The organism is Blastococcus sp. SYSU DS0828, assembly GCF_054050975.1.
This window is the reverse complement of sequence record NZ_JBJHAK010000010.1, coordinates 42604-65813: the sequence shown is the minus strand read 5'-3', so window position 1 is coordinate 65813 and position 23210 is coordinate 42604. Positions and strand designations below refer to the sequence as shown.

General features: G+C 74.1%; 19 protein-coding genes. 6 read left to right on the top strand and 13 right to left on the bottom strand.

What is annotated here, in order from left to right:
- The first annotated feature begins 77 nt into the window (after positions 1-77).
- Positions 78-830 (top strand): MerR family transcriptional regulator, encoded by a 753-nt coding sequence (locus tag ACI79Q_RS10295; RefSeq protein WP_456590282.1) that lies wholly within the window; start codon positions 78-80, stop codon positions 828-830.
- A 65-nt stretch (positions 831-895) separates the two neighbouring features.
- Here the strand turns inward: ACI79Q_RS10295 and ACI79Q_RS10290 are convergent, their stop codons facing one another.
- From ACI79Q_RS10290 to ACI79Q_RS10275, 4 genes are read right to left on the bottom strand one after another with little or no spacing between them, the layout of a single operon-like run.
- Positions 896-1885 carry a glycine betaine ABC transporter substrate-binding protein gene (locus ACI79Q_RS10290; RefSeq protein WP_456614651.1) on the bottom strand — a complete coding sequence of 330 codons (990 nt, stop codon included), beginning with the start codon at positions 1883-1885 and terminating at the stop codon, positions 896-898.
- Positions 1885-2706 (bottom strand): ABC transporter permease, encoded by an 822-nt coding sequence (locus ACI79Q_RS10285; protein ID WP_456590280.1) that lies wholly within the window; start codon positions 2704-2706, stop codon positions 1885-1887. The genes ACI79Q_RS10290 and ACI79Q_RS10285 overlap by 1 nt, the downstream gene beginning before the upstream one ends.
- Complete coding sequence (locus ACI79Q_RS10280; protein ID WP_456590279.1) at positions 2703-3890, bottom strand: ABC transporter ATP-binding protein; 1188 nt, start codon at positions 3888-3890, stop codon at positions 2703-2705. Before ACI79Q_RS10280 ends, ACI79Q_RS10285 begins: the two co-directional genes overlap by 4 nt.
- Entirely contained in the window at positions 3883-4557 is a 675-nt protein-coding gene (locus ACI79Q_RS10275; RefSeq protein ID WP_456590278.1) for an ABC transporter permease, read from the bottom strand. Before ACI79Q_RS10275 ends, ACI79Q_RS10280 begins: the two co-directional genes overlap by 8 nt.
- A gap of 186 nt (positions 4558-4743) precedes the next feature.
- Between ACI79Q_RS10275 and ACI79Q_RS10270 the strand changes: the two genes are divergently transcribed.
- Positions 4744-5826 (top strand): FUSC family protein, encoded by a 1083-nt coding sequence (locus tag ACI79Q_RS10270; protein WP_456590277.1) that lies wholly within the window; start codon positions 4744-4746, stop codon positions 5824-5826.
- 3 nt (positions 5827-5829) lie between these two features.
- Here ACI79Q_RS10270 and ACI79Q_RS10265 read toward each other — a convergent pair whose 3' ends face one another.
- Together ACI79Q_RS10265 and ACI79Q_RS10260 are read right to left on the bottom strand one after the other, a co-directional pair.
- Positions 5830-6624, bottom strand: coding sequence for a class I SAM-dependent methyltransferase (locus ACI79Q_RS10265; protein ID WP_456590276.1), 795 nt, complete (start codon positions 6622-6624; stop codon positions 5830-5832).
- A gap of 150 nt (positions 6625-6774) precedes the next feature.
- Positions 6775-8277 carry a glycerol-3-phosphate dehydrogenase/oxidase gene (locus tag ACI79Q_RS10260; protein WP_456614650.1) on the bottom strand — a complete coding sequence of 501 codons (1503 nt, stop codon included), beginning with the start codon at positions 8275-8277 and terminating at the stop codon, positions 6775-6777.
- A gap of 38 nt (positions 8278-8315) precedes the next feature.
- On the opposite strand from ACI79Q_RS10260, the gene ACI79Q_RS10255 reads away from it, so the two are divergent.
- Positions 8316-9968 (top strand): FAD-binding oxidoreductase, encoded by a 1653-nt coding sequence (locus tag ACI79Q_RS10255; protein ID WP_456590274.1) that lies wholly within the window; start codon positions 8316-8318, stop codon positions 9966-9968.
- A gap of 72 nt (positions 9969-10040) precedes the next feature.
- Here the strand turns inward: ACI79Q_RS10255 and ACI79Q_RS10250 are convergent, their stop codons facing one another.
- On the bottom strand, positions 10041-10808 hold the full coding sequence (locus tag ACI79Q_RS10250) for an SDR family oxidoreductase (protein ID WP_456614649.1): 768 nt from the start codon (positions 10806-10808) through the stop codon (positions 10041-10043).
- Positions 10809-10915: 107 nt separating this feature from the next.
- Here ACI79Q_RS10250 and ACI79Q_RS10245 point away from each other — a divergent pair, with 107 nt between their 5' ends.
- The 3 genes from ACI79Q_RS10245 to ACI79Q_RS10235 all read left to right on the top strand — a co-directional run bounded on the left by ACI79Q_RS10245 (position 10916) and on the right by ACI79Q_RS10235 (position 15093).
- Positions 10916-12139 (top strand): arginine deiminase, encoded by a 1224-nt coding sequence (locus ACI79Q_RS10245; RefSeq protein WP_456590272.1) that lies wholly within the window; start codon positions 10916-10918, stop codon positions 12137-12139.
- Positions 12140-12280: 141 nt separating this feature from the next.
- Entirely contained in the window at positions 12281-13780 is a 1500-nt protein-coding gene (locus ACI79Q_RS10240) for an MFS transporter (protein WP_456614648.1), read from the top strand.
- On the top strand, positions 13777-15093 hold the full coding sequence (locus ACI79Q_RS10235) for a M20/M25/M40 family metallo-hydrolase (protein ID WP_456614647.1): 1317 nt from the start codon (positions 13777-13779) through the stop codon (positions 15091-15093). The genes ACI79Q_RS10240 and ACI79Q_RS10235 overlap by 4 nt, the downstream gene beginning before the upstream one ends.
- Positions 15094-15391: 298 nt before the next feature.
- Here ACI79Q_RS10235 and araA read toward each other — a convergent pair whose 3' ends face one another.
- The 6 genes from araA to mmsA are packed head-to-tail and all read right to left on the bottom strand — an operon-like array spanning position 15392 to position 23208.
- Positions 15392-16903 (bottom strand): L-arabinose isomerase, encoded by a 1512-nt coding sequence (gene araA, locus ACI79Q_RS10230; RefSeq protein WP_456590269.1) that lies wholly within the window; start codon positions 16901-16903, stop codon positions 15392-15394.
- Positions 16904-16917: 14 nt separating this feature from the next.
- Entirely contained in the window at positions 16918-17598 is a 681-nt protein-coding gene (locus ACI79Q_RS10225) for an L-ribulose-5-phosphate 4-epimerase (protein WP_456590268.1), read from the bottom strand.
- Positions 17595-19298 carry a xylulokinase gene (locus ACI79Q_RS10220; RefSeq protein ID WP_456614646.1) on the bottom strand — a complete coding sequence of 568 codons (1704 nt, stop codon included), beginning with the start codon at positions 19296-19298 and terminating at the stop codon, positions 17595-17597. Before ACI79Q_RS10220 ends, ACI79Q_RS10225 begins: the two co-directional genes overlap by 4 nt.
- A gap of 34 nt (positions 19299-19332) precedes the next feature.
- Positions 19333-20373 carry a LacI family DNA-binding transcriptional regulator gene (locus ACI79Q_RS10215; protein WP_456590266.1) on the bottom strand — a complete coding sequence of 347 codons (1041 nt, stop codon included), beginning with the start codon at positions 20371-20373 and terminating at the stop codon, positions 19333-19335.
- A gap of 52 nt (positions 20374-20425) precedes the next feature.
- Positions 20426-21676, bottom strand: a complete 1251-nt coding sequence (gene mmsB / locus ACI79Q_RS10210; RefSeq protein ID WP_456590265.1) for a multiple monosaccharide ABC transporter permease — start codon at positions 21674-21676, stop codon at positions 20426-20428.
- A complete protein-coding gene (gene mmsA / locus ACI79Q_RS10205; protein ID WP_456590264.1) occupies positions 21673-23208 on the bottom strand; it encodes a multiple monosaccharide ABC transporter ATP-binding protein in 1536 nt (511 codons plus the stop codon). The genes mmsB and mmsA overlap by 4 nt, the downstream gene beginning before the upstream one ends.
- Between the last annotated feature and the right edge of the window lie 2 nt (positions 23209-23210).

The window sequence follows — 23210 nt, the reverse complement described above, 5'->3', positions numbered from 1 at the left end:
CGTCGTCCATGAACGGGCTTGACCCTGACGCGACGTCAGGCTGTTGCCTGCAACGTGTCAGGAGAAGGGAGGACCCGATGAACGTGGGTGAGGTCGCGGCGCTGGCCGGCGTCACGGTGCGCACGTTGCACCACTACGACCGGATCGGCCTGCTGTCGCCGTCGGGACGGACGTCGGCCGGCTACCGGCAGTACGCGCCGGCCGATCTGGAGCGGCTGCACCAGGTGCTGCTCTACCGCGAGCTCGGGTTCCCCCTCGAGGAGGTCGCGACGCTGCTCGACGACCCGTCCGCCGATCCCGTGGAGCACCTGCGCCGGCAGCACCGGCTGCTGCGGGACCGGCTGGAACGGACGTCGGCGATGGTCGCGGCCGTCGAGAAGGAGATGGAGGCACGTGCCATGGGGATCTCGTTGACCCCGGAGGAGCGGTTCGAGGTGTTCGGCGACTGGCTGCCGGAGGAGTACGCCGCCGAGGCCGAGGAGAAGTGGGGCGACACCGAGGCGTGGGCGCAGTCGCAGCAGCGGACGCGCGCCATGACCAAGGACGACTGGCTGCGGGTGAAGGCGGAGTCCGACGACGTCGAGCGCCGGTTCGCCGAGGCGCTGACCGCCGGCGTGCCCGCGGACTCGGAGCGGGCGATGGACCTCGCCGAGGAGCACCGGCAGCAGATCAGCCGGAACTTCTACGACTGCCCGCCGGAGATGCACGCCGGGATCGGCCGGATGTACGTGGAGGACGAGCGGTTCACCGCGTACTACGAGCGGATCGCGCCCGGCCTGGCGCAGTACGTGAGCGCCGCCGTCCAGGCGAACGCCGCGCGCCAGGGCTGAGCAGGCATGTGCGCCGGTGCCCGGGTTCCCGCACCGGAACCGGGCGCCGGCGCACACACCCGGGGTCACCCGCGGGTGACCAGCCCCTCGGAGACCATCCAGTCCAGCGCGACGTCGGCGGGCTCCTCCCCGTCGACGTCGACCCGCGCGTTGAGCACCTGCAGCACCTCGTCGGTCAGCAGCGGGGTGATCCGGCCGAAGAGGTCGGCCAGCTCGGGGTGCTCCTCGAGGGTCTCGGTCAGCACGACCGGGGAGATGTTGTAGGCCGGGAAGAACTGCCGGTCGTCCTCGAGCACGGCGAGGTCCAGGGCGGGGATGCGGCCGTCGGTGGTGAACACCTCGCCGAAGTTGCACAGCCCGTCGTCGGTGGCCTCGTACACCGCCCCGGTGTCCAGGATGCGGATGTTGTCCCGCGGCACGCCCTGCGGGTCCCCGAGCGGGATGTCGTACGTCTCGAGCATCGGGGCGAGCCCGTCGTTGCGGCTGGCGAACTCCGACTCGACGCAGAACGTCCGCTCCTCGACCGGGAGCTCGGCGATGCCGGAGAGGGTGGAGATGCCGCCCAGCTCGGGCACCGCCTCGCTGCGGACGGCGAAGGCGTAGGTGTTGTTTGCCTCGGCCGGCGGCAGCCACGTCAGGCCGTTGGCCGCGTCGGCGTCCCGCACCGCCGCCCACTGCTCCTGCGGGTCGGGGATCGGCTCCGCCTCGCCGAGGTAGGAGAGCCAGGCCGTGCCGGTGTACTCCCACTCCATGTCGATGTCGCCGTCGACCATGCCCTGTCGGGCGGGGACGGAGCCGGGGATGTTGGTCCGGTCCACGACCTCGAAGCCGGCGACCTGCAGCGCGATCACCGCGATCTTGCCGAGGATCAGCTGCTCGGTGAAGTTCTTGGCGCCCACGACGATCTCGGCGCCCTCGGCGCCGTCGATCGGTTCGATGCTGCCGGGTGCCGACGGCGGGGTGTACTGCGTGGCCGCCTGGAGACCGCAGCCGCTGGTCGCCAGGCAGCCCGCGACGACCAGTGCGACGAGTCCGGCGGGCGGGCGCGGGCGCATCAGAGTCCCTTCGGCCGGGCGACGTGCTCCACGACACGGCCCAGCCAGTCGATGGCCAGTGCCAGCAGGGCGACCAGCACCGCCCCGCTGATCAGCAGGGCGTCGAGCGACAGGTTGATCCCGGTCGTGATCAGCAGCCCCAGCCCGCCGCCGTTGATGAAGGTCGCCAGCGTCGCGGTGCCGACGAGGAGCACGAGCGCGGTCCGCACGCCGGCCAGCAGCACCGGCACGGCCAGCGGGAGCTCCACGCGGAGCAGCACCGCCAGGGCGCTCATCCCCATGCCCCGGCCGGCCTCCACCAGCCGGGCGTCGACGCCCTGGATGCCGACCATGGTGTTGCGCAGGACGGGCAGCGCCGCGTAGACCACCAGCCCGATCACCGCCGTCCGGAAGCCGAAGCCGCCCCAGGCGGCCAGCAGGACCAGCAGGCCGATGGCGGGGGCCGCCTGCCCGGTGTTGGCCACGCCGATGATGAGCGGGCTGAACCGCCGCATCCCGCCCCGGGTGAGCGCCACGCCGAGCGGGATCGCGATGACCAGCACGATGACCGCGGAGGCCGCGGTGAGCTGGAGGTGCTGCACGATGGTCCGGGACAGCGCGTCCCAGCCCAGCTGGCGGGACTCGGTCTCGCTGAGGTCGGCGGTCAGCCGCCAGACGACGAAGGCCAGCACCGCGACCGCGAGCATGACCGGCTGCCACAGCAGGGCCCGCCAGCCGCCGGCGTCGGCCCTCGCCGAGCGCTCGTCGGCCGCCTGGGTCGCGGGCTCGGGGGCGGTCGGGTCGGGCGTCCCGTCCGGGCGGAGCCCGGTGGAGGCGGTCACCGGTTCGCCCCGCTCCGGGTGCGCTGGATGGCCGCCATCACGGCCTCGACGGCCATCACGCCGGCCAGCGCGTCCCGGCGCCCGGTGACGACGACGCCGCCCTGGCTGGCCGCCAGCATCGCGTCCAGCGCGTCGTTGAGGGTCGAGCGGAGCCCGACCACGGGGAGCCGCTCGTCGACGGTGCCCGGCACGGTCCTGGTCCGCTCGAGCTCGGCCAGCGTGGGCCAGCTGAGCGGCCGCCCCCGCTGGTCGAGCACCACCACGTAGTCGTCGCCGGCCGCCCGCGCCGCCGCCACCGCGGTCGCGGAGTCCGAGCCGACGGTCGCCGTCGTCGGCCGCTCGAGCTCCACGTCGCCCACCCTGGTCAGGGTGAGCTGCTTCAAGGTGGCGCCGGCGCCGACGAAGTCGGCGACGTACTCCTCGGCCGGCTCGGCCAGGATCCGCTCGGGGGTGTCGTACTGCACCACCCGGGCGCCGACGTCGAAGACGACGATCTTGTCGCCGAGCTTCACAGCCTCGTCGAAGTCGTGGGTGACGAAGACGATCGTCTTGCCCAGCTCCTCCTGGATGCGGATCAGCTCGTCCTGCAGGCGCTGCCGGGTGATGGGGTCGACGGCGCCGAACGGCTCGTCCATCAGCAGCACCGGCGGGTCCGCGGCCAGGGCGCGGGCGACTCCCACCCGCTGCTGCTGACCACCGGAGAGCTCGCGCGGGTAGCGGTCGCGGTACTGGTCGGGGTCCAGGCCCACCAGGTCGAGCAGCTCGTCGACCCGCGCGGTGACCCGGGCGTCGTCCCACTTGAGCATCTTCGGGACCAGGCCGATGTTGGTCGCCACCGTCATGTGCGGGAACAGCCCACCGGCCTGGATGACGTAGCCGATCCGCCGGCGCAGCTGGTCGGGCTGCTGGTCGGTGACGTCCTCGTCACCGAGGTGGATGCGCCCGCCGGTCGGCTCGATCAGCCGGTTGATCATCTTGAGCAGCGTGGTCTTCCCGCAGCCGGACGGGCCGACGAACATGACCGTCTCCCCGGCGGCGATCTCCAGGGTCACGTCGTCGACGGCGGGGACCTCCTGACCGGGATAGCGCTTGGTCACGCCCTCCAGCCGGATCGGCACACCACTGATGTGCCGGTCGCTGCCGGACCCGGCAGCGGACGTCGGAGCGGGCAGGGTCTCAGACACGGATCCCCCTGGGGGTGGTCAGCCGGCCGGCCAGCACCAGCAGCAGGTCGAGGACGAGCGCCAGCAGGACGATCGCGATCGTCCCGGTGAGCGTGGAGTTGAGGGCGTTGGCCCCGCCGAGCCGGGACAGCCCGGAGAAGATGAAGCCGCCGAGCCCGGGGCCCAGCACGTAGGCGGCGATCGCGGCGATGCCCATGACCATCTGGGTGGACACCCGGATGCCCGCGAGGATGACCGGCCAGGCCAGCGGCAGCTCGACCCGCAGCAGGGTGCGGACCCGACTCATCCCGATGCCGCGGGCCGACTCGACCAGCGACCGGTCGACCCCGGCCAGCCCCACGACCGCGTTGCGCAGCACCGGCAGCGCCGCGTAGAAGGTGATCGCGATGACCGCGGGCGTGATGCCGAACCCGAACGGCGCCAGCAGGATCCCCAGCAGCGCGAACGAGGGGATGGTCAGGCCCACGGCGGAGAACCCGTTGGCAGCCGACGTCGCGGTCGGGTTCCGGTAGACCAGCACCGCCAGCGCGACGGCGATCAGCGAGCCGAGGAGCACGCACTGGACCACCAGGCTGACGTGCTGGAAGGCCTGGAAGGCGATGAGATCGGCACGCTCGGTCACGTACTCCCACATCGCGGCAACGCCTTCCCCGCCCGACGTCGTCATCGGGCTCGTCGTCGTTCCTCGTCTGCGCACCGCGACCTGCACCGGCGCGCGGCAGTTCCCCATGACGGTAGCGGCTGCCGCTCCCCGGGCGCCCGGTCAGGTCGGCGTCACCCCGTCCGGCGGCGCCGTGCCGCGCCCCGGGACCCGGCGCGCGCCCGAGCCGCGGCACCGGTCATCCTGGGCGGGATGAGGGCCGTATGGGTGTGGCTGCACCGCCCGGCGGCGCAGCGAGGGGTGCGGGCAGCGGTCGCTGCGGGGCTGGCCTGGCAGGTGGCGGTGATGCTGCCGCCGCTGCTGTCGGAGTACGCCTACTACGCCCCGCTCGGCGCGGTGATCGCCGTCCACCCGACGATCGCCGACTCGGCGAGCGCGGCGTGGCGCAGCGTCCTCGCGATGCTCATGGGCTTCGCCCTGGCCTACGCCGTGTACGAGCTGACCCGGACCGTCCCGGACGCCCTGACGATCGCGCTGATCGTCGCCCTGGCCATCGGGGTCGAGCAGTGGCGTCGCCTCCTGCGGGACCAGGCCGCCTGGGTCAGCTTCGCCGCGGTCCTGATGATCACCGTCGGGGCCGGTCAGCCCGGGCCCTACGTCCTGCGGTACGCCGGCCTGACGCTGGTCGGCGCCGCCATCGGCGTCCTGGTCACCGCCGTGCTCTTCCCACCCCTGCAGCTCACCCAGGCCGTCGATCGGATCGCCGCCACCCGCGCCGTCCTCGCCGAGCACCTCTCCGACATGGCCGGGACGTTGCGCGAGGGGCAGGTCCCCGATCCGGGCGAATGGACCGAGCGCAACCGCCGGCTGGACGGCGCGCTGGACCGCATGCGCGCCGCCGAGCGCCAGGTCGACCGGGCCCGCCTCGCCAACCCCCGGGCCCGCCGCTGGAAGGGGCGGGCCGAGAGCATCCGCGCCGAGTCCCGTGCGGTCGACCGCGTCGCGGTGCTCGTCGACGACCTCACCTCGCTGGTCGTCGAGTTCCACCCGCACCGGCGCGGCATCGACCACGCCGACGCCGGGACCGGCTGGGTGCTCGCCGAGGCCCTGGACGGGCTCGCCGACGTGCTCCGCGCCGGCGAGGGGACGGCGCCCGGTGAGCGCGACGCCCGGCTGGCCCGCGCCGTCGGCGCGCTGCACCGGCTGGTGGGCCTCGTCCGGAGCAGCACGGTCTCCGACGACGAGGGCTTCTTCGCCCTCGGCGCGGTCGCCGTCGGGGTCCGCCGCAGCCTCTCGGCGCTCGGCGCGCAGGACGGCCTGCGCGCCGCGGCGTGAGCCTCAGACGCGGACGAGGAGCTCGCCGTGCAGCATGCCCAGCCAGCCGTCGTCCGCGCCGGCCCAGCGCAGCCACGCGTCGGCGATCCGCTGCAGCTCCTCGGGCGTCGCCAGCCCGTAGGCCAGCGCCTGCTCGGCGAAGGACGACGCCGTCGCCCGCCCCGCCCACGAGGTGCCCCACCACTCCCGCTCGGCCGGGGTCGCGAAGCACCACGCCGACGCAGACGCCGTGAGGTCCCGCAGCCCGGCGGCGTGCGCCCAGCCCACCAGCCGGCGCCCGGCGTCGGGCTCGGCTCCGTTGCCCCGGGCGACCTGCTGGTAGAGCGCCAGCCAGCGGTCCAGCCCGTCGTCGGCGGGGAACCAGGTGGTGGCGGCGTAGTCGACGTCGCGCACGGCGATCAGCCCACCCGGCCGGCAGACCCGCGCCATCTCCCGCAGCGCGGCCACCGGGTCGGTGAGGTGCTGGAGCACCTGGTGGGCGTGGACGACGTCGAACGAGGCGTCGGGCAGGTCGAGGGAGTAGACGTCGCCGACGGCGAAGGTCACCGCCACGCCGGCGCGGGCGGCGAACGCCTGCGCCTCGTCGAGCGGCTCCGGTGAGACGTCGAGCCCCAGGACGCGGCCGGGCGCCACCCGCGCGGCGAGGTCGACCGTGATCGTCCCCGGGCCGCAACCGACGTCGAGCAGGTCGAGGCCCCGGCGCAGCGCCGGCAGCAGGTAGCCCGCCGAGTTCTCCGCCGTGCGCCAGCGGTGGGACTGCAGCACCGGCTCGCCGTGCCCGTGCGTGTAGGTGTCCACGCCCGCATCGTGCACCGTGGTCCCACTCTGCGAAACAGCGTTCCCATTGCGCGAGACGGCGCCCGCTGCGGGGGTGCTCTTCGCGCTCCCTGGGTCGTGCAGCACCCCCGGACCACGAGCAGGATCCCCCTGAGCGCGTCCCCGCGGGGATCAGCCCTCGGCGAGCACCTGCTGGGCCACCGGCACCGCGCGCTCGCGGTCGGCCGGAACCAGACCGATGCGGGTGCGGCGGTCGAGCAGGTCGGCGACGCTCCGGGCGCCCTCGTGGCGGACGGCGAAGCGCAGCTCCCCCACCGTCTCCGGCCGCCCGGCCACCACGAGCGCCGGGCCGAGCGCCTCGACCGCCGGCGCCTCGGTGCCGTACCGGGCGACCAGCCGGGCCGAGGCGGCCACCCGGTCCAGGGCCACCCGCGGCGCCGCTCCGACCAGCGGCAGTCGGGCCGTGACCGAGCGGGTCGCGCCCCGCTCCAGGCGGCTGACCACGGCGTCGACGGTCTCCTGCGCCATCGCCCGGTAGGTGGTCAGCTTCCCGCCGACCACGGAGAGGACCGGTCCGTCCCAGGCGAGCAGGTGCTTCCGGGAGAGGTCGGCGGTGCTGTCCCCCGGCCCGGTGCCGGCGGATTCGGGCAGCACCAGCGGCCGGTAACCGGAGTAGGCGCCCACCAGGTCCGCAGCCGTCAGCGGCTCGGCGAGCACCTGGTTCACCGTGTCCAGCAGCAGCCGCACCTCGGCGTCGGAGGGCACCGCGTCGTCGTCGGGCACCGGGCCCTCCACCGGCTCGTCGGTGAGCCCGAGGTACACCAGCCCGTCGGGCTGCGGCAGCGCGAAGACGTACCGCGACCGGGACCCCGGCAGCGGCACGGTCAGCGCCGCCGCCGGCGAGCTCAGCCGCACGCCCGGCACCACCAGGTGCGAGCCACGCGAGGGCACGAGCCGGAGCCGCGGCGCCAGGCGCTGCGCCCACACCCCGGCCGCGTTGACCACCGCGCCGGCCCGCACGGTCAGCGACCCCTCGTCGGTGGTGACGTGCACGTCGGCGCCGTCGACGGCGGTGACCGTGGCGCCGGTGAGGACGCGGGCCCCGTGCGCGGCCGCCGTCCGGGCCAGGGCGACGACGAGGCGCGCGTCGTCGGTCAGCTGCCCGTCCCAGAAGACGACGCCACCGCCCCCGGCCCGCACCCCGGGCACCAGCCTGCCGACGTCGGCGGCGTCCACGCGCCGGGTCGGGGGCAGCGAGCCCCGGCCGCCGGGCACCGAGAAGCGCACCGCGTCACCGAGCCGCCCGCCGAGCCCGGCGAGGGCGGTGACGTCGCGGCCGGCCGCGTCGGGCACGAGGAACGGCAGCGGACGCACCAGGTGCGGCGCCGTCGCGCGCATGAGGACGGCGCGCTCGCGGGCGCTCTCCCGCGCCAGCCCGATCTCCCCGTGCGCCAGGTAGCGCAGGCCGCCGTGCACGAGCTTCGACGACCACCGGCTGGTGCCCGCCGCCAGGTCGACGCGCTCGCACAGGAGCACCGAGAGCCCGCGCGACGCAGCGTCCAGCGCCACCCCGGCGCCGGTCACACCCCCGCCGACCACCACCAGGTCGACGGTCGCGCCGGCCACCTCCGCGAGGTCCCGGGCCCGCCGAGCGGGTGACAGGGAGCCGATCACCTGGCTGTCCAGCGCTGCGGCACCGGCAGACTGTAGCCGTGCCCGAGCAGCCGGAACTGACGATCCAGGGCTGGGGCCCGCGCCCCGCCCCCCAGGGCGACGAGAGCCCCGACGGCGCCCTGACCAAGGCCGCGCGCCGCCACCTCACCCGCGAGCTGGGCTGGGAGCCGCGGTCCACGCCGCCCGTGCCGGTGGCGCAGATCCGGCTGGCACCCTGCCGGCTCCCCGAGGAGGACCGCGCGGCGCTGGCCGGCCTGCTCGGCGAGGAGCACGTGCGCACCGACCGGGAGTCTCGGCTGCGGCGGGCCGGCGGCAAGAGCTACCTCGACCTGCTGCGCCGGCGGGAGGGCGACGCCTCCGACGCCCCCGACGCCGTGGTGCTGCCCGGCACCACCGAGGAGACCGCCGCGCTGCTCGCGCTCTGCAGCGAGCGCGGCATCGTCGTGGTGCCGTTCGGCGGCGGGACCAGCGTCGTCGGCGGGCTGGCCGGCGTCGACCCCGACGACCGGCCCGCCATCGCCGTCGACCTGTCGCGCATGTCGTCGGTGCAGGCGCTGGACGTGCCCTCCTCGCTGGTCACCGTGGGCCCGGGCATGCGCGGGCCCGCCCTCGAGCAGGCGCTGGCCCAGCAGGGCCTCACCTTCGGCCACCTGCCGCAGAGCTGGGAGTTCGCCACGCTCGGCGGCTACGCCGCGACCCGGTCGGCCGGGCAGTCCTCGACCGGGGTCGGCCGGTTCGACGACCTGGTCGCCGGCCTCACGCTGGCCACGCCGTCCGGGGTGCTGGAGCTGGGCTCCCCGCCCGCCTCGGCCGCCGGCCCCGACCTGCTCGGTCTCGCGCTGGGCTCGGAGGGGACCCTCGGCGTCATCACCGAGCTGACGCTGCGGGTGCGCCCCAAGCCGTCGGCCAGCGCCTACGAGGGCTGGTCGTTCCGCACCTGGCCGGCGGGGCTCGCCGCCCTCCAGCTGCTCGCCCGGCACGACCTGCTGCCCGACGTCGTCCGGCTCTCCGACGCCGACGAGACCCGCGCCAACCTGCTCATGGCCGCCGGCGCCGGGGCGAAGGCGCTGCGCGGCAGCCTGCGGGCCCGGGGGCGCGGCGAGGGCTGCATGCTCGTCGTGGGCTGGGAGGGGGTGCCCGACCTGGTGCGCGCCCGGATGCGGGCCGCCGCCTCGCTGCTGCGCGACGGCGGCGCCGTGCGGCTCGGCCGCCGGGTGGGCGACTCCTGGCGCCGGCACCGGTTCGAGGGGCCGTACCTGCGCGACCGGCTGATGGACGGCGGCCTGCTGGTGGAGACCCTGGAGACGGCGGCCACCTGGACGGCGCTGCCCACCGTGTACGACGCCACCCGCCGCGCGCTGCAGGGCTCGCTGACCCGCGGCGGGCACCGGCCACTGGTGCTGGCGCACGTCTCGCACGGCTACGCCACCGGCGCGTCGCTCTACCTGACCGTGATCGCCGACCGCGACGACGCGCTGCCCATCCAGCAGTGGCTCACCGCCAAGCGGGCGGCGACCGACGCGCTGCTGGCCGCGGGCGGCACGCTCACCCACCACCACGCCGTCGGCGCCGACCACCGCCCGTGGCTGGAGCGCGAGATCGGGCCGCTGGGCGTGGAGGTGCTGCGGGCGGTCAAGCAGCGGCTCGACCCGCGCGGCATCTGCAACCCCGGCGTCCTGCTCCCCGACTGAACGGGCGAGATCTGCACACTGACCCCCATCAGCGGCCTGATGAGGGCCAGTGTGCAGATCTCGCCCGGTGGTTCAGGCGGTCGTGGCGATCCCGCCGTCGACGGGGATGACCGCGCCGGTGACGTAGGCGCCGGCCCGCGACGAGAGGTAGACGACGACGCCCGCCATGTCGTCGGGACGCCCGATGCGGCCCAGCGGCGACTTCGCGGCGATCTCGGCCCCGAAGGCGTCCAGCGTGGCGGCCATCATCTTCGACTCGAACGGCCCCGGCGCCACGGCGTTGACGGTGATGCCCTTGGGCCCGAGCTCCTTGGCGAGCACCCGGGTGAGGTGGTGCAGCCCGGCCTTGCTCGCGGCGTAGGAGTAGGTCGGCATCGGGTTGACGTGCAGGCCGTCGATGCTGCCGACGTTCACGATGCGCGCCGGGTCGCCCTCGGCGGCCGCGGCCTCGAGCTTCGGCAGGAAGGCGCGGGTGAGGAAGAACGGCGACTTGAGGTTCAGGTCGAGCAGCTTGTCCCACGCCGACTCGGGGAAGGTCTCCAGCGGCTCGCCCCAGGTGGCGCCGGCGTTGTTCACCAGGATGTGCACCCGCTCCTCGGAACGGCCCACCTCCTCGGCCAGCCGCAAGCACTCCGCCTCCGTGGAGAGGTCGGCAGGGATCGAGACGGCGGTGCCGAACTCGGCGAGCTCCGCGACGGCGGCGTCGCCGGCCTCGGCCTTGCGGGAGCTGAGGTAGACCTTCGCCCCCGCCTGCAGCAGCCCCCTGGCCATCATCAGGCCGATGCCGCGGGTGCCACCGGTGACCACAGCCACCTTGCCGGTCAGGTCGAACAGGTCCACGGGTACCTCCGGTTCGGCGTCGCGGCGCCGTCGTCGGCACCACCTCCGGCACCCTAACGAGGGCCGCAGCGGGCGGCGCCGGAGCCAGGTGTGCCAGCCTGGCTCCCATGATCGGATCCGCCGCGACCCCGGGCGCCACGAGCGAGGTCGGCCCGCTGCGCACGGTGATGCTGCACCGGCCCGGCCCCGAGCTCCGCCGGCTGACGCCGCGCAACAACGACCAGCTGCTCTTCGACGGCGTCCCGTGGGTGGCCCGGGCGCAGGAGGAGCACGACGCGTTCGCCCAGGCGCTCACCGACCGCGGCGTCGAGGTGCTGCACCTGGCGACGCTGCTGGCCGAGGTCCTCGCCTTCCCGGCCGCCCGGGCCGAGCTGATCGGCGCCGCCGTCGACGACCCGCGGCTGGGCGCGACCCTGCAGCGCGACGCCACGCGGCACCTGGCCTGGCTCTCCCCCGAGGACCTGGCGACGGCGCTGATCGCGGGCCTGGCGCACGACGAGCTGCGCGGCCACGGGCTGGCCTACCAGCTCATGGACCGCTCGGACTTCGTCGTCCCCCCGCTGCCCAACCTGCTGTTCACCCGGGACTCCTCGGTGTGGATCGGTGACGAGGTGGCGGTGACCTCGCTGGCGATGCCGGCGCGGCACCGGGAGAGCACGATCACGGAAGCCATCTACACCCACCACCCGCGCTTCGCCGGGTCCGAGCAGCTGTACGGGCCCGGCCTGGAGCACCTGGAGGGCGGTGACGTGCTGCTGCTGGCCGAGGGCGTCGTCGCCGTGGGGGTGGGCGAGCGGACGACACCGGGCGGCGCGGAGCGGCTGGCGCGGCGGCTGTTCGCCCGCGGCCTGGCGCACACGGTGCTCGTCGTCCCGATCGCCCAGGAGCGGGCGACCATGCACCTGGACACCATCGCCACGATGGTCGACGTCGACGCGATGGTCATGTATCCCGCGGTCGCCGACTCGCTGGTCGCCTGGACCGTGAAGGCTCCGTACGGGATCGCCGACGACGCCGACACCACCGACCTCGCCGTCACCGGCCCCCAGCCGTTCCTCACCGCGGCCGCGTCCGCGATGGGCATCGACAAGCTGCGGGTGATCGACACCGGGCTGGACCCGGTCACCGCCGAGCGCGAGCAGTGGGACGACGGCAACAACACCCTGGCCCTGGCCCCGCGCCTGACGGTCGCCTACGAGCGCAACACCGTCACCAACGCCGCACTCGAGGCCGCCGGCATCGAGGTGGTGCGGATCGCCGGCTCGGAGCTCGGCAGCGGCCGGGGCGGCCCGCGCTGCATGTCCTGCCCCGTCTCCCGCGCCCCGCTCTGACGCCGGGCGCACGACACCGGGGACGGCGGCGCGGCGCTCCGACCGGGGGACTCTCCGCACCGGAGCCCCCACCAGCGTGATCGCGACCACTACGCTGCCAACTTCCCGCGCCGGGCCCGGCGCTCGGCGAAGGGATGCCTGGTGGCACGCACGGAGACGGCACGGCGGACCGGCCGGATCGCGGGGATCGGCGGAGGGCTCGTCGGCTACCTGGTCTTCGTCGAGTTCACCAGCGGCGTGCTGCAGGGCTACTACGTCCCGCTGCTCACCGACATCGCGCGTTACCTCGGGGTCAACGACGCCGACGTCAACTGGCTCGAGGCGGCCCAGCTCATGCTCTCGGCCATCGCGGTGCCGGTGCTGGCCAAGCTCGGCGACCTCTACGGCCACCGCCGGGTGCTGCTGTGGTCCGCCGTGGTGGTCGCGCTGTCCACCGTCGTGCTCGCCTTCGCCCAGAGCTTTCCGCTGTTCCTCGTCGCCTGGGCGCTGCAGGGCATGTACGTGGTCTGGCTGCCGCTGCAGGTGGCGCTGATCTGGGACCGGTCGCGCCGGACGCCCGGGGCCGCGAGCCAGACCCGGCGGGCGACCGGGCTGATCGTGGCCGCGCTGCAGGCGGGCGCCATCGTCGGTGCGCTCGGCGGCGGGCAGATCGGGCAGAGCCTGGCCGGCACCTTCTGGCTGGTGCTCCTGGCCCCGCTGGTCCTGGTCGTCGGCGTCTGCGCGATCGTGGCCTTCCTCGTGCCGGAGAGCGAGGACCGCACCGGCGGCAGCGTCGACGCGACGGGCGCGGCCCTGCTGAGCCTGGTGCTGCTGGTCATCACCGGCGGGCTGAGCTTCGTCCGCCTCAACGAGGATGCGCTGTGGCCGTGGGCGGTCACCGCGCTCGGCCTCGTGCTGCTCGTCCCGTTCGTGCTGTACGAGCTGCGCCAGGACGACCCGCTGGTCGACTTCCGGGTCCTGCGCAGCTCCTCGATGTGGCCGGTCCAGCTGACCGCCGGCCTCTTCGGCATCAGCGTGCTCGGCGCCCAGGGCCCGCTCTCCACGTTCGCGCGCACCGACCCGGAGGTCTACGGCTACGGCCTCGGGCTCTCCACCAGCGAGGTGTCCATCGTCATCGGTGCGTACGTCGTCTCCATGCTGGTCGGCGCCAGCCAGTTCTCCCGGGTCAGCCGGCTGACCACGCCCCGGCGCACGCTGATCGGCGCGGCGACCCTGACCGGCGTCGGCTACCTGCTGCTGGTGCCCTTCCACGACACGCTGGCGCAGATGCTGGCCTGCATCGCGATCGCCGGCCTCGGCTCCGGGGCGCTGGTCGCCGCGCTCCCGGCGGCGGCCGCCGCAGCGGCCCCGGTCGGCCGGACGGCGGTCGCCACCGGCCTGACCAACACCACGAAGGTGCTCGGCGGGTCGTTCGCCTCCGCCGCCTTCGCCATCGCGCTGGCCTCCAACGTCCCCCTGCTGCCCGACGGCTCCGCGGGCACCGCCGGCTCGCTGTCGGGTTACATCACGGTCTGGGTGGTCTGCGGGACGACGGCGCTGCTGGCCGCCGTGGCGCTGGTGTTCGTGCCGCGGCTGGCCTTCTCCGACGGACCGGTGGCCGACCCGACCCTGCCCGACGTGGACGAGAGGAGCCGGACGTGACCACCGGAGCAGCTGAACGGCTCGCGGAGCTGATCCGCATCCCCACCGTCTCCTCCCGCGACCGCGAGCGGGTCGACCAGGCGGTGTTCGCCCGGTTCCGCGACCGGCTGGCCGAGCTCTACCCGGCCACGCACGAGGTGCTGGAGCGCGAGGTGCTGGGCGACGGCGCCCTGCTGTACCGGTGGCGCGGCACGACCGACGAGCCGCCGCTGGTCCTCATGGCCCACTACGACGTCGTCCCCGTCGACGGCCAGGAGTGGAGCCGCGACCCGTTCTCCGGCTCGATCGAGGACGGCGTCGTGCACGGCCGCGGCGCCATCGACGACAAGGGCTCGCTGGTCGCGATCATCGAGGCGGTCGAGTCGCTGGCGGCGGCCGGCTTCACCCCGCGCCGCGACGTCCACCTCTCCTTCGGCAACGACGAGGAGGTCGCCGGGGTCGGTGCCCAGCTGGCAGTGGACTCGCTGCGCGCGCGGGGGATCCGGCCGTGGGCCGTGCTCGACGAGGGCGGCGCCGTGGTGAGCGGCATGTTCCCCGGGGTGCCCGGGCAGATCGGCGTCGTCGGGCTCGCCGAGAAGGGCCTGCTGGACGTGGAGCTGGCCACCAGCGACCCCGGCGGGCATGCCTCCTCCCCCACGCGCAACGGCGCGCCGGCCCGGCTCGCGCGAGCGATCGTCGCCCTGGAGGAGCACCCGTTCCCGGCCCGCCTCAACGACGTCGTCCTCGGCATGATCGAGGCCGTGCGGCCGAAGGCGCCCGCACCGGTGCGCGCCGTCCTGGGCCGGGCGCACCGGCTGCGGCCGGCCCTGGCCGCCGTCCTGTCCCGCGCCGGCCGCGAGGCCAACGCCATGGTGCGCACCACCGTGGCGGTCACCCAGCTGGAGGGCAGCCGGGCGGCGAACGTCCTGGCCACCCGGGCGACGGCGCACCTGAACATCCGGATCGCGCTGGGCGAGACGGTGCAGTCGACGGTCGACCGGCTACGCCGGGTGATCGGCGACCCGGCCGTGGAGGTGCGGGTGGTCTCGGGCAGCGACCCGACGACGATCTCCCGGGCCGACAACGACGCCTTCGCCGCCATCCGGGCCTCGGCGCTGGCCGTCTACCCCGACGCGACCGTGGCGCCCTACGTGATGGTGCAGGCCAGCGACGCCCGGCACTTCCACGCCATCAGCGACAGCGTGTACCGGTTCATGCCCTTCGACCTCAGCCGCGAGGAGCTCGGGGCGCTGCACGCCGCGGACGAGCGGATCCGGGTCGAGACCCTGGAGCGGGGCGTCGAGTTCTTCCGGCACCTGATCCGCAGCCTCTGAGGCCGGGCAGGAGGTGTCCCCCGGCGCAGTCTGCCTCTGAGTGCACCTGGGAGCAGAGGCAGACCGTGCGCCGGGATGTCGGCGGTGCGGCTGGGTGGTGCGCCGGTCAGCGGCGGGCGGCCCGTCCCTGCCGGAGCGTCACGGCGAGGAAGGCCGGCACGCGGCGGCCGCGGGAAGGCGCGCCGGCCCCGGTCTCGGGGGCAGACGGCGGCTGCTCGTCACCGGGGCGGTGTCGACCACGGGCCTGGCGCCTACCCGGGGGGCGGTGCGGCATGCGCCGCCCCCCGGGGGCCGGCGGTCAGATCCCGGCGGCCAGCCGGTGGTACGCGGCGCTCCAGCGCAGCTCCTTGGCCAGCGACCGGCGGGTGGTGTCGCCGTCGATGACCACGAGCTCCACGCCGAACACCTCGGCGAGGTCGGTGAGCACGTCGGCGTCCAGCGCGGTGGACAGCACCGTGTGGTGCGGGCCGCCGGCGGTCAGCCAGCCCTCGGTGGAGGTCGCGAAGTCCGGCCGCGGCTCCCAGACCGCCCGGGCCACGGGCAGGTTCGGCAGCGGCTCGGACGGCGGGACGACGTCGACCTCGTTGGCCACCCAGCGGAACCGGTCGCCGAGGTCGGCCCAGCCGATGACGACCCCCTCGCCGGGAGCGGCGGTGAAGACCAGGCGGGCGGGGTCCTCCCGGCCGCCGATCGAGAGCGGGTGCACCTCGAGCCGGGGCCGCTCGCCGGAGATCGTCGGGCAGACCTCGAGCATGTGCGCGCCGAGGATCTTCGGCCGGTCGGAGGCCAGGTCGTAGGTGTAGTCCTCCATGAACGACGTGCCACCCGGCAGGCCGGCCGCGGCCACCTTGAGCACCCGCAGCAGGGCGGAGGTCTTCCAGTCGCCCTCCCCGCCGAAGCCGAAGCCGTCGGCCATGAGGCGCTGCACGGCCAGCCCGGGCAGCTGGCGCAGTCCGCCGAGGTCCTCGAAGTTGGTGGTGAAGGCCCCGAACCCACCCTCGGTGAGGAACTGCCGCAGCGCCAGCTCGATCCGCGCCTGGTAGCGGACCGAGTCGTGCCGCTCCCCACCCGGCCGGACGTCGGCGGCCAGCTCGTAGAGGTCGCCGTACTCCTGCACCAGCGCGTCGACGTCGGCGTCGGCCACCTGGTCGACCACGGCGACCAGGTCGTTGACCCCCCAGGTGTTCACCGACATGCCGAAGCGGAGCTGCGCCTCGACCTTGTCGCCCTCGGTCACGGCGACGTCGCGCATGTTGTCGCCGAAGCGGGCCAGCTTGAGGTTCCGGGCGGCCGCGGCCCCGGCGGCCGCGCGCACCCAGGAACCCACCCGTGCCCGCACCGCGGGGTTGTCCACGTGGCCGGCGACGGTGGTGCGCGGCTGGCGCAACCGGGTGAGGACGAACCCGTACTCGCGGTCGCCGTGGGCGGCCTGGTTGAGGTTCATGAAGTCCATGTCGATCGTCGCCCACGGGAGGGCGGCGTCGGCCTGGGTGTGCAGGTGCAGCAGCGGCTTGCGCAGGGCGTCGATCCCGGCGATCCACATCTTGGCCGGCGAGAAGGTGTGCATCCAGGTGATCACCCCGATGCAGGACGGGTCCTCGTTGGCCTCGCCCATCGCCCGGCGGATGGCGCCGGCGTCGGTGAGCACCGGCTTCCACACCACCTCGGCGGGAATCTCGGCGGCCGCGTCGAGCGCGACCGCCACCCGGCGGGACTGGTCGGCCACCTGCTGCAGCGTCTCCTCCCCGTACAGCCCCTGGCTGCCCGTGAGGAACCACACCTGCGCCCCGGCGTAGGGGTCCTGTGCCACGAAGTCGTCCTTCCTCAGCGCTGTCCGTAGACGTTCTGGTAGCGCGCGTAGAGCGAGTCGATGTCCGACTGCGCGATGGGGATCGGCTCGCCCAGCTGCCGGGACAGGTGCACGGTGCGGGCGACGTCCTCGGTCATGACGGCCGCCTTGACGGCGGCCCGGGCGTCCCGGCCGATGGTGAAGACGCCGTGGTTCTGCATCAGGACGGCGGGTGAGCGCGACCCCGACAGCGTGGCGACGACGCCCTGACCGATCGAGTCGTCCCCGATCAGCGCGAAGGGGCCCACCGGGATCGGGCCGCCGAACTCGTCGGCCATCGCCGTCAGCACGCACGGGATCTCCTCGCCGCGCGCGGCCCAGGCCGCGGCGTACGGGCTGTGCGTGTGCACCTGGCCCCCGACCTCCGGCATGTGCCGGTAGACGTAGGCGTGGGCGGCGGTGTCCGACGAGGGCGCCTTGACCCCGTCGACGACGGCGCCGTCCAGGTCGCAGACGGTGATGCCCTCCCAGGTCAGCTCGTCGTAGGAGACGCCGCTGCCCTTGATGACGAACAGGTCCTCGCCGGGCACGCGGGCCGAGACGTTCCCGGCGGTCCAGGTGACCAGCTCGTACCGGGTCAGCTCGCCGTGCAGCGCGGCGACGTGCTCGCGCAGTTCCCGGTGGGTGCCGCGCTCGGTCAGGGTCGGGCTGCTCATGCCAGGTGCTCCTCCTTCGGGACGGGGGAGGTCGTCGGGGCGTCGGCGGCCCGTCCGCGGCCGACTCCCACGTGGTCGACGGCGGCCTGCTCGACCGGCAGGCCGGCGACGTACCGCTCCATGAACGCGTCGAAGCCCGCGACGTCGACCGGGTCGGGCTCGGCGGTCTGCAGGCTGGTGCCGGCGAAGACCGCGGTGTCCAGGTAGTCGGCCAGGCCCTGCTCCGGGGAGCGACCGGTCGCGAAGGCGGCGAGGACGGCCATGCCCCAGGCACCCCCCTCACCGGCGACGTCGCCGACGGAGACCGGGGTGTCGGTCGCGGCGGCCAGGAAGCGCTGGGCGACGCCCTCGGTCTTGAACATGCCGCCGTGGGCGAACATCCGGTCCAGCCGCACGCCCTCGGCCTTCTGCAGGACGTCCATGCCGATCCGGAGCGTGGCCAGGGAGGAGAACAGGTGGGTGCGCATGAAGGTGCCCAGGTCCAGCCTGCTGTCCGGCGACCGCAGGAAGAGCGGCCGCCCCTCCTCCAGACCGGTGATCGGCTCCCCGGAGAGGTAGTTGTAGGCGAGCATCCCGCCGCAGTCGCTCTGCCCGTCCAGCGCGGCGGTGAAGAGGGTCTCGAAGACCTTCCCCGGCTCGGCGTCGGCACCCAGCGCCCGGGCGAACTCGGTGAACAGCCCGGCCCACGCGTCCAGCTCGCTGGCGCCGTTGTTGCAGTGCACCATCGCCACCGGGTCGCCGGCCGGTGTGGTGACCAGGTCCAGCTCGCGGTGCACCGCGGCGAGCTCCCGCTCGAGCACCACCATGGCGAAGATCGACGTCCCGGCGGAGACGTTGCCGGTGCGCGGCGCGACCGAGTTCGTGGCGACCATGCCGGTGCCCGCGTCGCCCTCCGGGGGGCAGAGCGGGATGCCGGGGCGCAGCCGTCCGGCCGGGTCGAGGAGCCGCGCGCCCGCCGCGGTGAGCGTGCCGGCCGGCTGCCCGGCGACGGCGATGGCCGGCAGCAGCTCGGCGAGGGTGACCTCCACCCCGGCCTCGGCGGCCAGCTGGTCGAACCGGGCCAGCATCGCGGCGTCGTAGCCGCCGGTGGTGGCGTCGATGGGGAACATGCCGCTGGCGTCCCCCACGCCGAGCACCCGCTCCCCGGTGAGCTGCCAGTGCACGTAGCCGGCGAGGGTGGTCAGGTGGTCGAGCCGGGCGAGGTGCTCCTCGCCGTCCAGGACCGCCTGGTAGAGGTGCGCGACGCTCCACCGGTGCGGGATGTTGACGCCGAACTCCGCGCTGAGCCGCTCGGTGGCCCGCCCCGTGTTGGTGTTGCGCCAGGTGCGGAACGGCGCGAGCAGCTCACCCCGGGCGTCGAAGGCCAGGTAGCCGTGCATCATCGCCGACACCCCGAGCGCACCGGCTCCGGTCAGCTCGACCCCGTGGCGGCCCCGCACGTCCTCGGCCAGGGCCGCGACGCTCTCCTGCACGCCCGACCAGACGGCGTCCAGCGAGTACGTCCACACGCCGTCGACCAGCCGGTTCTCCCAGTCGGAGCTGCCGACGGCGAGCGGAGCGTGGTCCGGGCCGATCAGCACCGCCTTGATCCGCGTCGACCCGAGCTCGATGCCCAGCGCCGTGCGGCCCGCGGTGATCGCCTCGCCGGGGTCCGTGCCGGCACCGGCGCCGGCCGTCACGGCGTCCGCCTGCTGGCCCATCGGGTCTCCTCCGGGTGATTTGTGAGCGTTCACATCAGCCTCTCACGGCGGGCGGGGAGCCCGCACTGGCCCGCACCACCAGGCTCGGCGGGACAGGGTCGGGATGCGGGGACTCGCCCCGGATGCGGCCGAGCACCAGGTCCACGCCCCGTCGGCCGAGCTCGGCGAAGTCCTGCCGGATCGTGGTCAGCGGCGGCACGAAGTACGGGGCCTCGGGCAGGTCGTCGAAGCCCACGACGCTCACGTCGCCCGGCACGGTGAGCCGGGCGTCGTGCAGCGCCGCCAGCAGACCCAGGCTCATCTGGTCGTTGGCCGCGAAGACGGCGGTGATCTGCTCCCCCGCGCGCCGCCGGGCCACGAGCTCCTCGCCGGCGGCGTATCCGGAAGCCGGCGTCCAGTCGCCGCGCGGCAACTCCTCGGGCAGCCACGCACCGGCGGCCGCGAGCTCCGCGCGCCACCCGTCGGCGCGACCGCGGGACTCCTGGGAGTCCGCCGGGCCGGGCAGGTGGTGCACCGTCGCGTGCCCCAGGTCCAGCAGGTGCCGCACCGCCGCCCGCGCCCCGGCCTCCTGGTCGATCGCGACGGCCGGCCGCCCGTCCGCCCCGCCCACCTGGACGGCGACCAGGGGGACCGGCGGCTCGAGCCGGCTCACCGCGTCGGCGGCGTCGTCGTAGGTGGACAGCGCCACGACCGCGTCGACACCCTGGGCCACCAGGTTGTCGACCGACTCCCGCATGGCGTCGGCGGTGGCCTCGTCGAGGATCGCCACCGACAGCGCGTACCCGGCAGCCCGGGCGGCCCGCTCCAGGCCGATCATCATCTGCGCCGGGCCGTACTGGGCGATGTTGACCGTGACCAGGCCGATCGTGCGGGTGGTGCCGGTGACCAGCGCCCGGGCCGCCCGGTTCGGGCGGTACCCGAGCTCGGCGATCGCCCGCTGGACCCGCTCGCGGGTGAGGGGCGCGACGCTCGGGTGCCCGTTGATGACCCGGGAGACCGTCTGGTGCGACACCCCCGCCCGCGCGGCCACGGCGGCCAGCCCCGGGGGACGGGACCCCACGACCTCGGCTGTCACGCCCGCTCCTCCCTCGTTGCCCGGCACGGTCCTCCGCAGGCGCCGCCGCCGGTCAGCGCGAGGCGCCGGCGCGCCGCTTGTTGTAGACGTCGAAGGCCACGGCGAGCAGGAGCACGAGGCCCTTGACGACCATCTGCACCTGCTGCTCGATCCCCATGAGCTGCATGCCGTTGGTCATCACCGCCATGATCAGCCCGCCGACCATGGCGCCGACCACCGTGCCCACGCCGCCGGTCACCGCGGCACCGCCGATGAAGGCCGCCGCGATGGCGTCGAGCTCGAACATCTCACCCGCTGCGGGCTGGGCCCCGTTCATGCGCGAGGAGTAGATGATCCCGGCGATCGCGGCGAGGAAGCCCATGTTGACGAAGATCCAGAAGTTGACCTTCTTGACCTTCACCCCGGAGAGCATCGCCGCCGGCAGGTTCCCACCGATCGCGTAGACCTGCCGCCCGAACACCGTGCGGGTGGTGACCAGGCCGTAGACCAGCACCAGGACGGCCAGGATGATCAGCACGATCGGCAGGCCGCGGGAGTTCGCGAGCTGCCAGGCGAACGCCATCACGACGACGCCGACGGCGACCACCTTGAGGACGAACAGGCCGAGGCTCTCGACCGGCTGGTCGTAGCGGATGCGCGCCGACCGGGCCCGCCAGCCGCTGACCGCGTAGCCGGCCACTGCGACCGCACCGATCAGCAGGGTGAACGCGTCGTAGCCGTAGCCGCCGAGCCAGCCGTTGATGAAGCCGGTGGCGATCTGCCCGTACTCGCGGGGGAAGGGCGAGAGCGAGACGTTGTCCAGGACCTGCAGGGTGAGGCCGCGGAACAGCAGCATGCCGGCGAGGGTGACGATGAACGCCGGGATGCCGACGTAGGCCACCCAGAGGCCGTGCCAGGCGCCGACGGCGATGCCGACGGCGAGCGCGGCCACGATGCCGACCCAGTACGGGAAGCCCTGCTGGATCACCAGCACGGCCGAGACCGCACCGGTGAGCGCGACCACGGAACCGACCGAGAGATCGATGTGCCCGGCGATGATCACGATCACCATGCCGATGGCCAGCACCAGGATGTAGGAGTACTGGAGGACCATGTTGGACAGGTTTCCGGGGCTCAGCGAGTCCCCGCCGGTGAGGACCGCGAACAGGGCCACGATCGCCACGAAGGCGATGTAGATGCCGCTGGTGCGCAGGTTCGCGGTGACCAGGCCCAGCAGCCCGCCGCCCCGCGCGTCCTCCTTCGCCTGCTGCGCGGCGCCCGGCGCCGGCGTGATCTCCTCGGTCTGCGGCACGGTCTTGGTCACGCCGCGACCTCCTTGTCCTGGGTCATGAGCTCCATCAGGTTCTCCTGGGTCGCCTCGCGCACGGGCAGCTGACCGGTGATCCGGCCGGCGGAGAGGGTGTAGATGCGGTCGCAGATGCCGAGCAGCTCGGGCAGCTCCGACGAGATGACGACGACGGCCTTCCCGTCGGCCACCAGACGGTTGATGATCGTGTAGATCTCGTACTTCGCGCCGACGTCGATGCCGCGCGTCGGCTCGTCGAGGATGAGCACCTCGGGGTCGGTGTACAGCCACTTGGACAGCACGACCTTCTGCTGGTTGCCGCCCGAGAGCTTGCCCACGACGGCGGAGACCGTCGGCGCCTTGATGTTCATGCTGCGCCGGCTGGCCTCGGCGACCTTGGTCTCCTCGTTGGCGTTCACCCAGCCCCGGCGGGAGAGCTTGCCGAGGGCGGCGGCGGAGACGTTGCGCCGGATGTCCTCGATCAGGTTGAGGCCGTAGTGCTTGCGGTCCTCGGTGGCGTAGGCGATGCCGTGGTCGATCGCCTCCGGCACGTTGCGGGCCTGGATCTCCTTGCCGTGCATGTACAGCCGGCCGGAGATGTTGCGGCCCCAGGAGCGGCCGAAGATGCTCATCGCCAGCTCGGTGCGCCCGGCGCCCATCAGCCCGGCGATGCCGACCACCTCGCCGGCGCGCACGTCGAAGCCGGCGCCGTCGACGACCTTGCGGTCCTGGGTGGGGTGCCACACGGTCCAGTCCTCGACCCGGAGCACCTCCTCCCCGGGGTGCGACTCGCGGTCGGGGTAGTAGCTCTCCAGATCGCGGCCGACCATCCCGCGGATGATCCGGTCCTGGGTGACCTCGCCGGCGTGCAGGTTGAGCGTCTCCACCGTCTTGCCGTCGCGGATGACCGTGACGTTGTCGGCGATCGCGGTGATCTCACCGAGCTTGTGCGAGATCATGATGCAGGTGATGCCGCGCCCCTTGAGGTCGCGGAGCAACCCCAGGAGGTGCGCGGAGTCGGTGTCGTTGAGGGCGGCGGTGGGCTCGTCGAGGATGAGCAGCCGCACGTTCTTCGACAGCGCCTTCGCGATCTCGACCAGCTGCTGCTTGCCGACGCCGAGCTGGCCGACCGGCGTCTCGGGGTTCTCCCGCAGGCCCACCGACCGCAGCAGCGCCTCGGCCTCGGCGTGCGCGCGGTTCCAGTCGATCAGGCCGCCGCGGCCGCGGCGCTCGTTGCCGAGGAAGATGTTCTCGGCGATCGAGAGGTAGGGGACCAGCGCCAGCTCCTGGTGGATGATCACGATCCCCACCTGCTCGCTGTCCCGGATGCCGCTGAAGGCGACCGGCTGACCGTCGAAGACGATCTCGCCGTCGTAGCTGCCCGCCGGGTACACGCCCGAGAGCACCTTCATCAGGGTGGACTTGCCGGCTCCGTTCTCCCCGCAGATCGCGTGGATCTCGCCGGCGCGAACCGCGAGGTTCACGTCCTCCAGCGCCTTGACCCCGGGAAAGGTCTTGGTGATGGAGCGCATCTCCAGGATGTTGTCCATGG

Coding starts and splice junctions, on each gene's coding strand:
- ACI79Q_RS10245 (WP_456590272.1), top strand. CDS start 10,916: ATGATCGGATCCGCCGCGACCCCGGGCGCCACGAGCGAGGTCGGCCCG.
- ACI79Q_RS10225 (WP_456590268.1), bottom strand. CDS start 17,598: ATGAGCAGCCCGACCCTGACCGAGCGCGGCACCCACCGGGAACTGCGC.
- ACI79Q_RS10220 (WP_456614646.1), bottom strand. CDS start 19,298: ATGGGCCAGCAGGCGGACGCCGTGACGGCCGGCGCCGGTGCCGGCACG.
- ACI79Q_RS10275 (WP_456590278.1), bottom strand. CDS start 4,557: ATGACGACGTCGGGCGGGGAAGGCGTTGCCGCGATGTGGGAGTACGTG.
- ACI79Q_RS10270 (WP_456590277.1), top strand. CDS start 4,744: ATGAGGGCCGTATGGGTGTGGCTGCACCGCCCGGCGGCGCAGCGAGGG.
- ACI79Q_RS10295 (WP_456590282.1), top strand. CDS start 78: ATGAACGTGGGTGAGGTCGCGGCGCTGGCCGGCGTCACGGTGCGCACG.
- mmsA (WP_456590264.1), bottom strand. CDS start 23,208: ATGGACAACATCCTGGAGATGCGCTCCATCACCAAGACCTTTCCCGGG.
- ACI79Q_RS10290 (WP_456614651.1), bottom strand. CDS start 1,885: ATGCGCCCGCGCCCGCCCGCCGGACTCGTCGCACTGGTCGTCGCGGGC.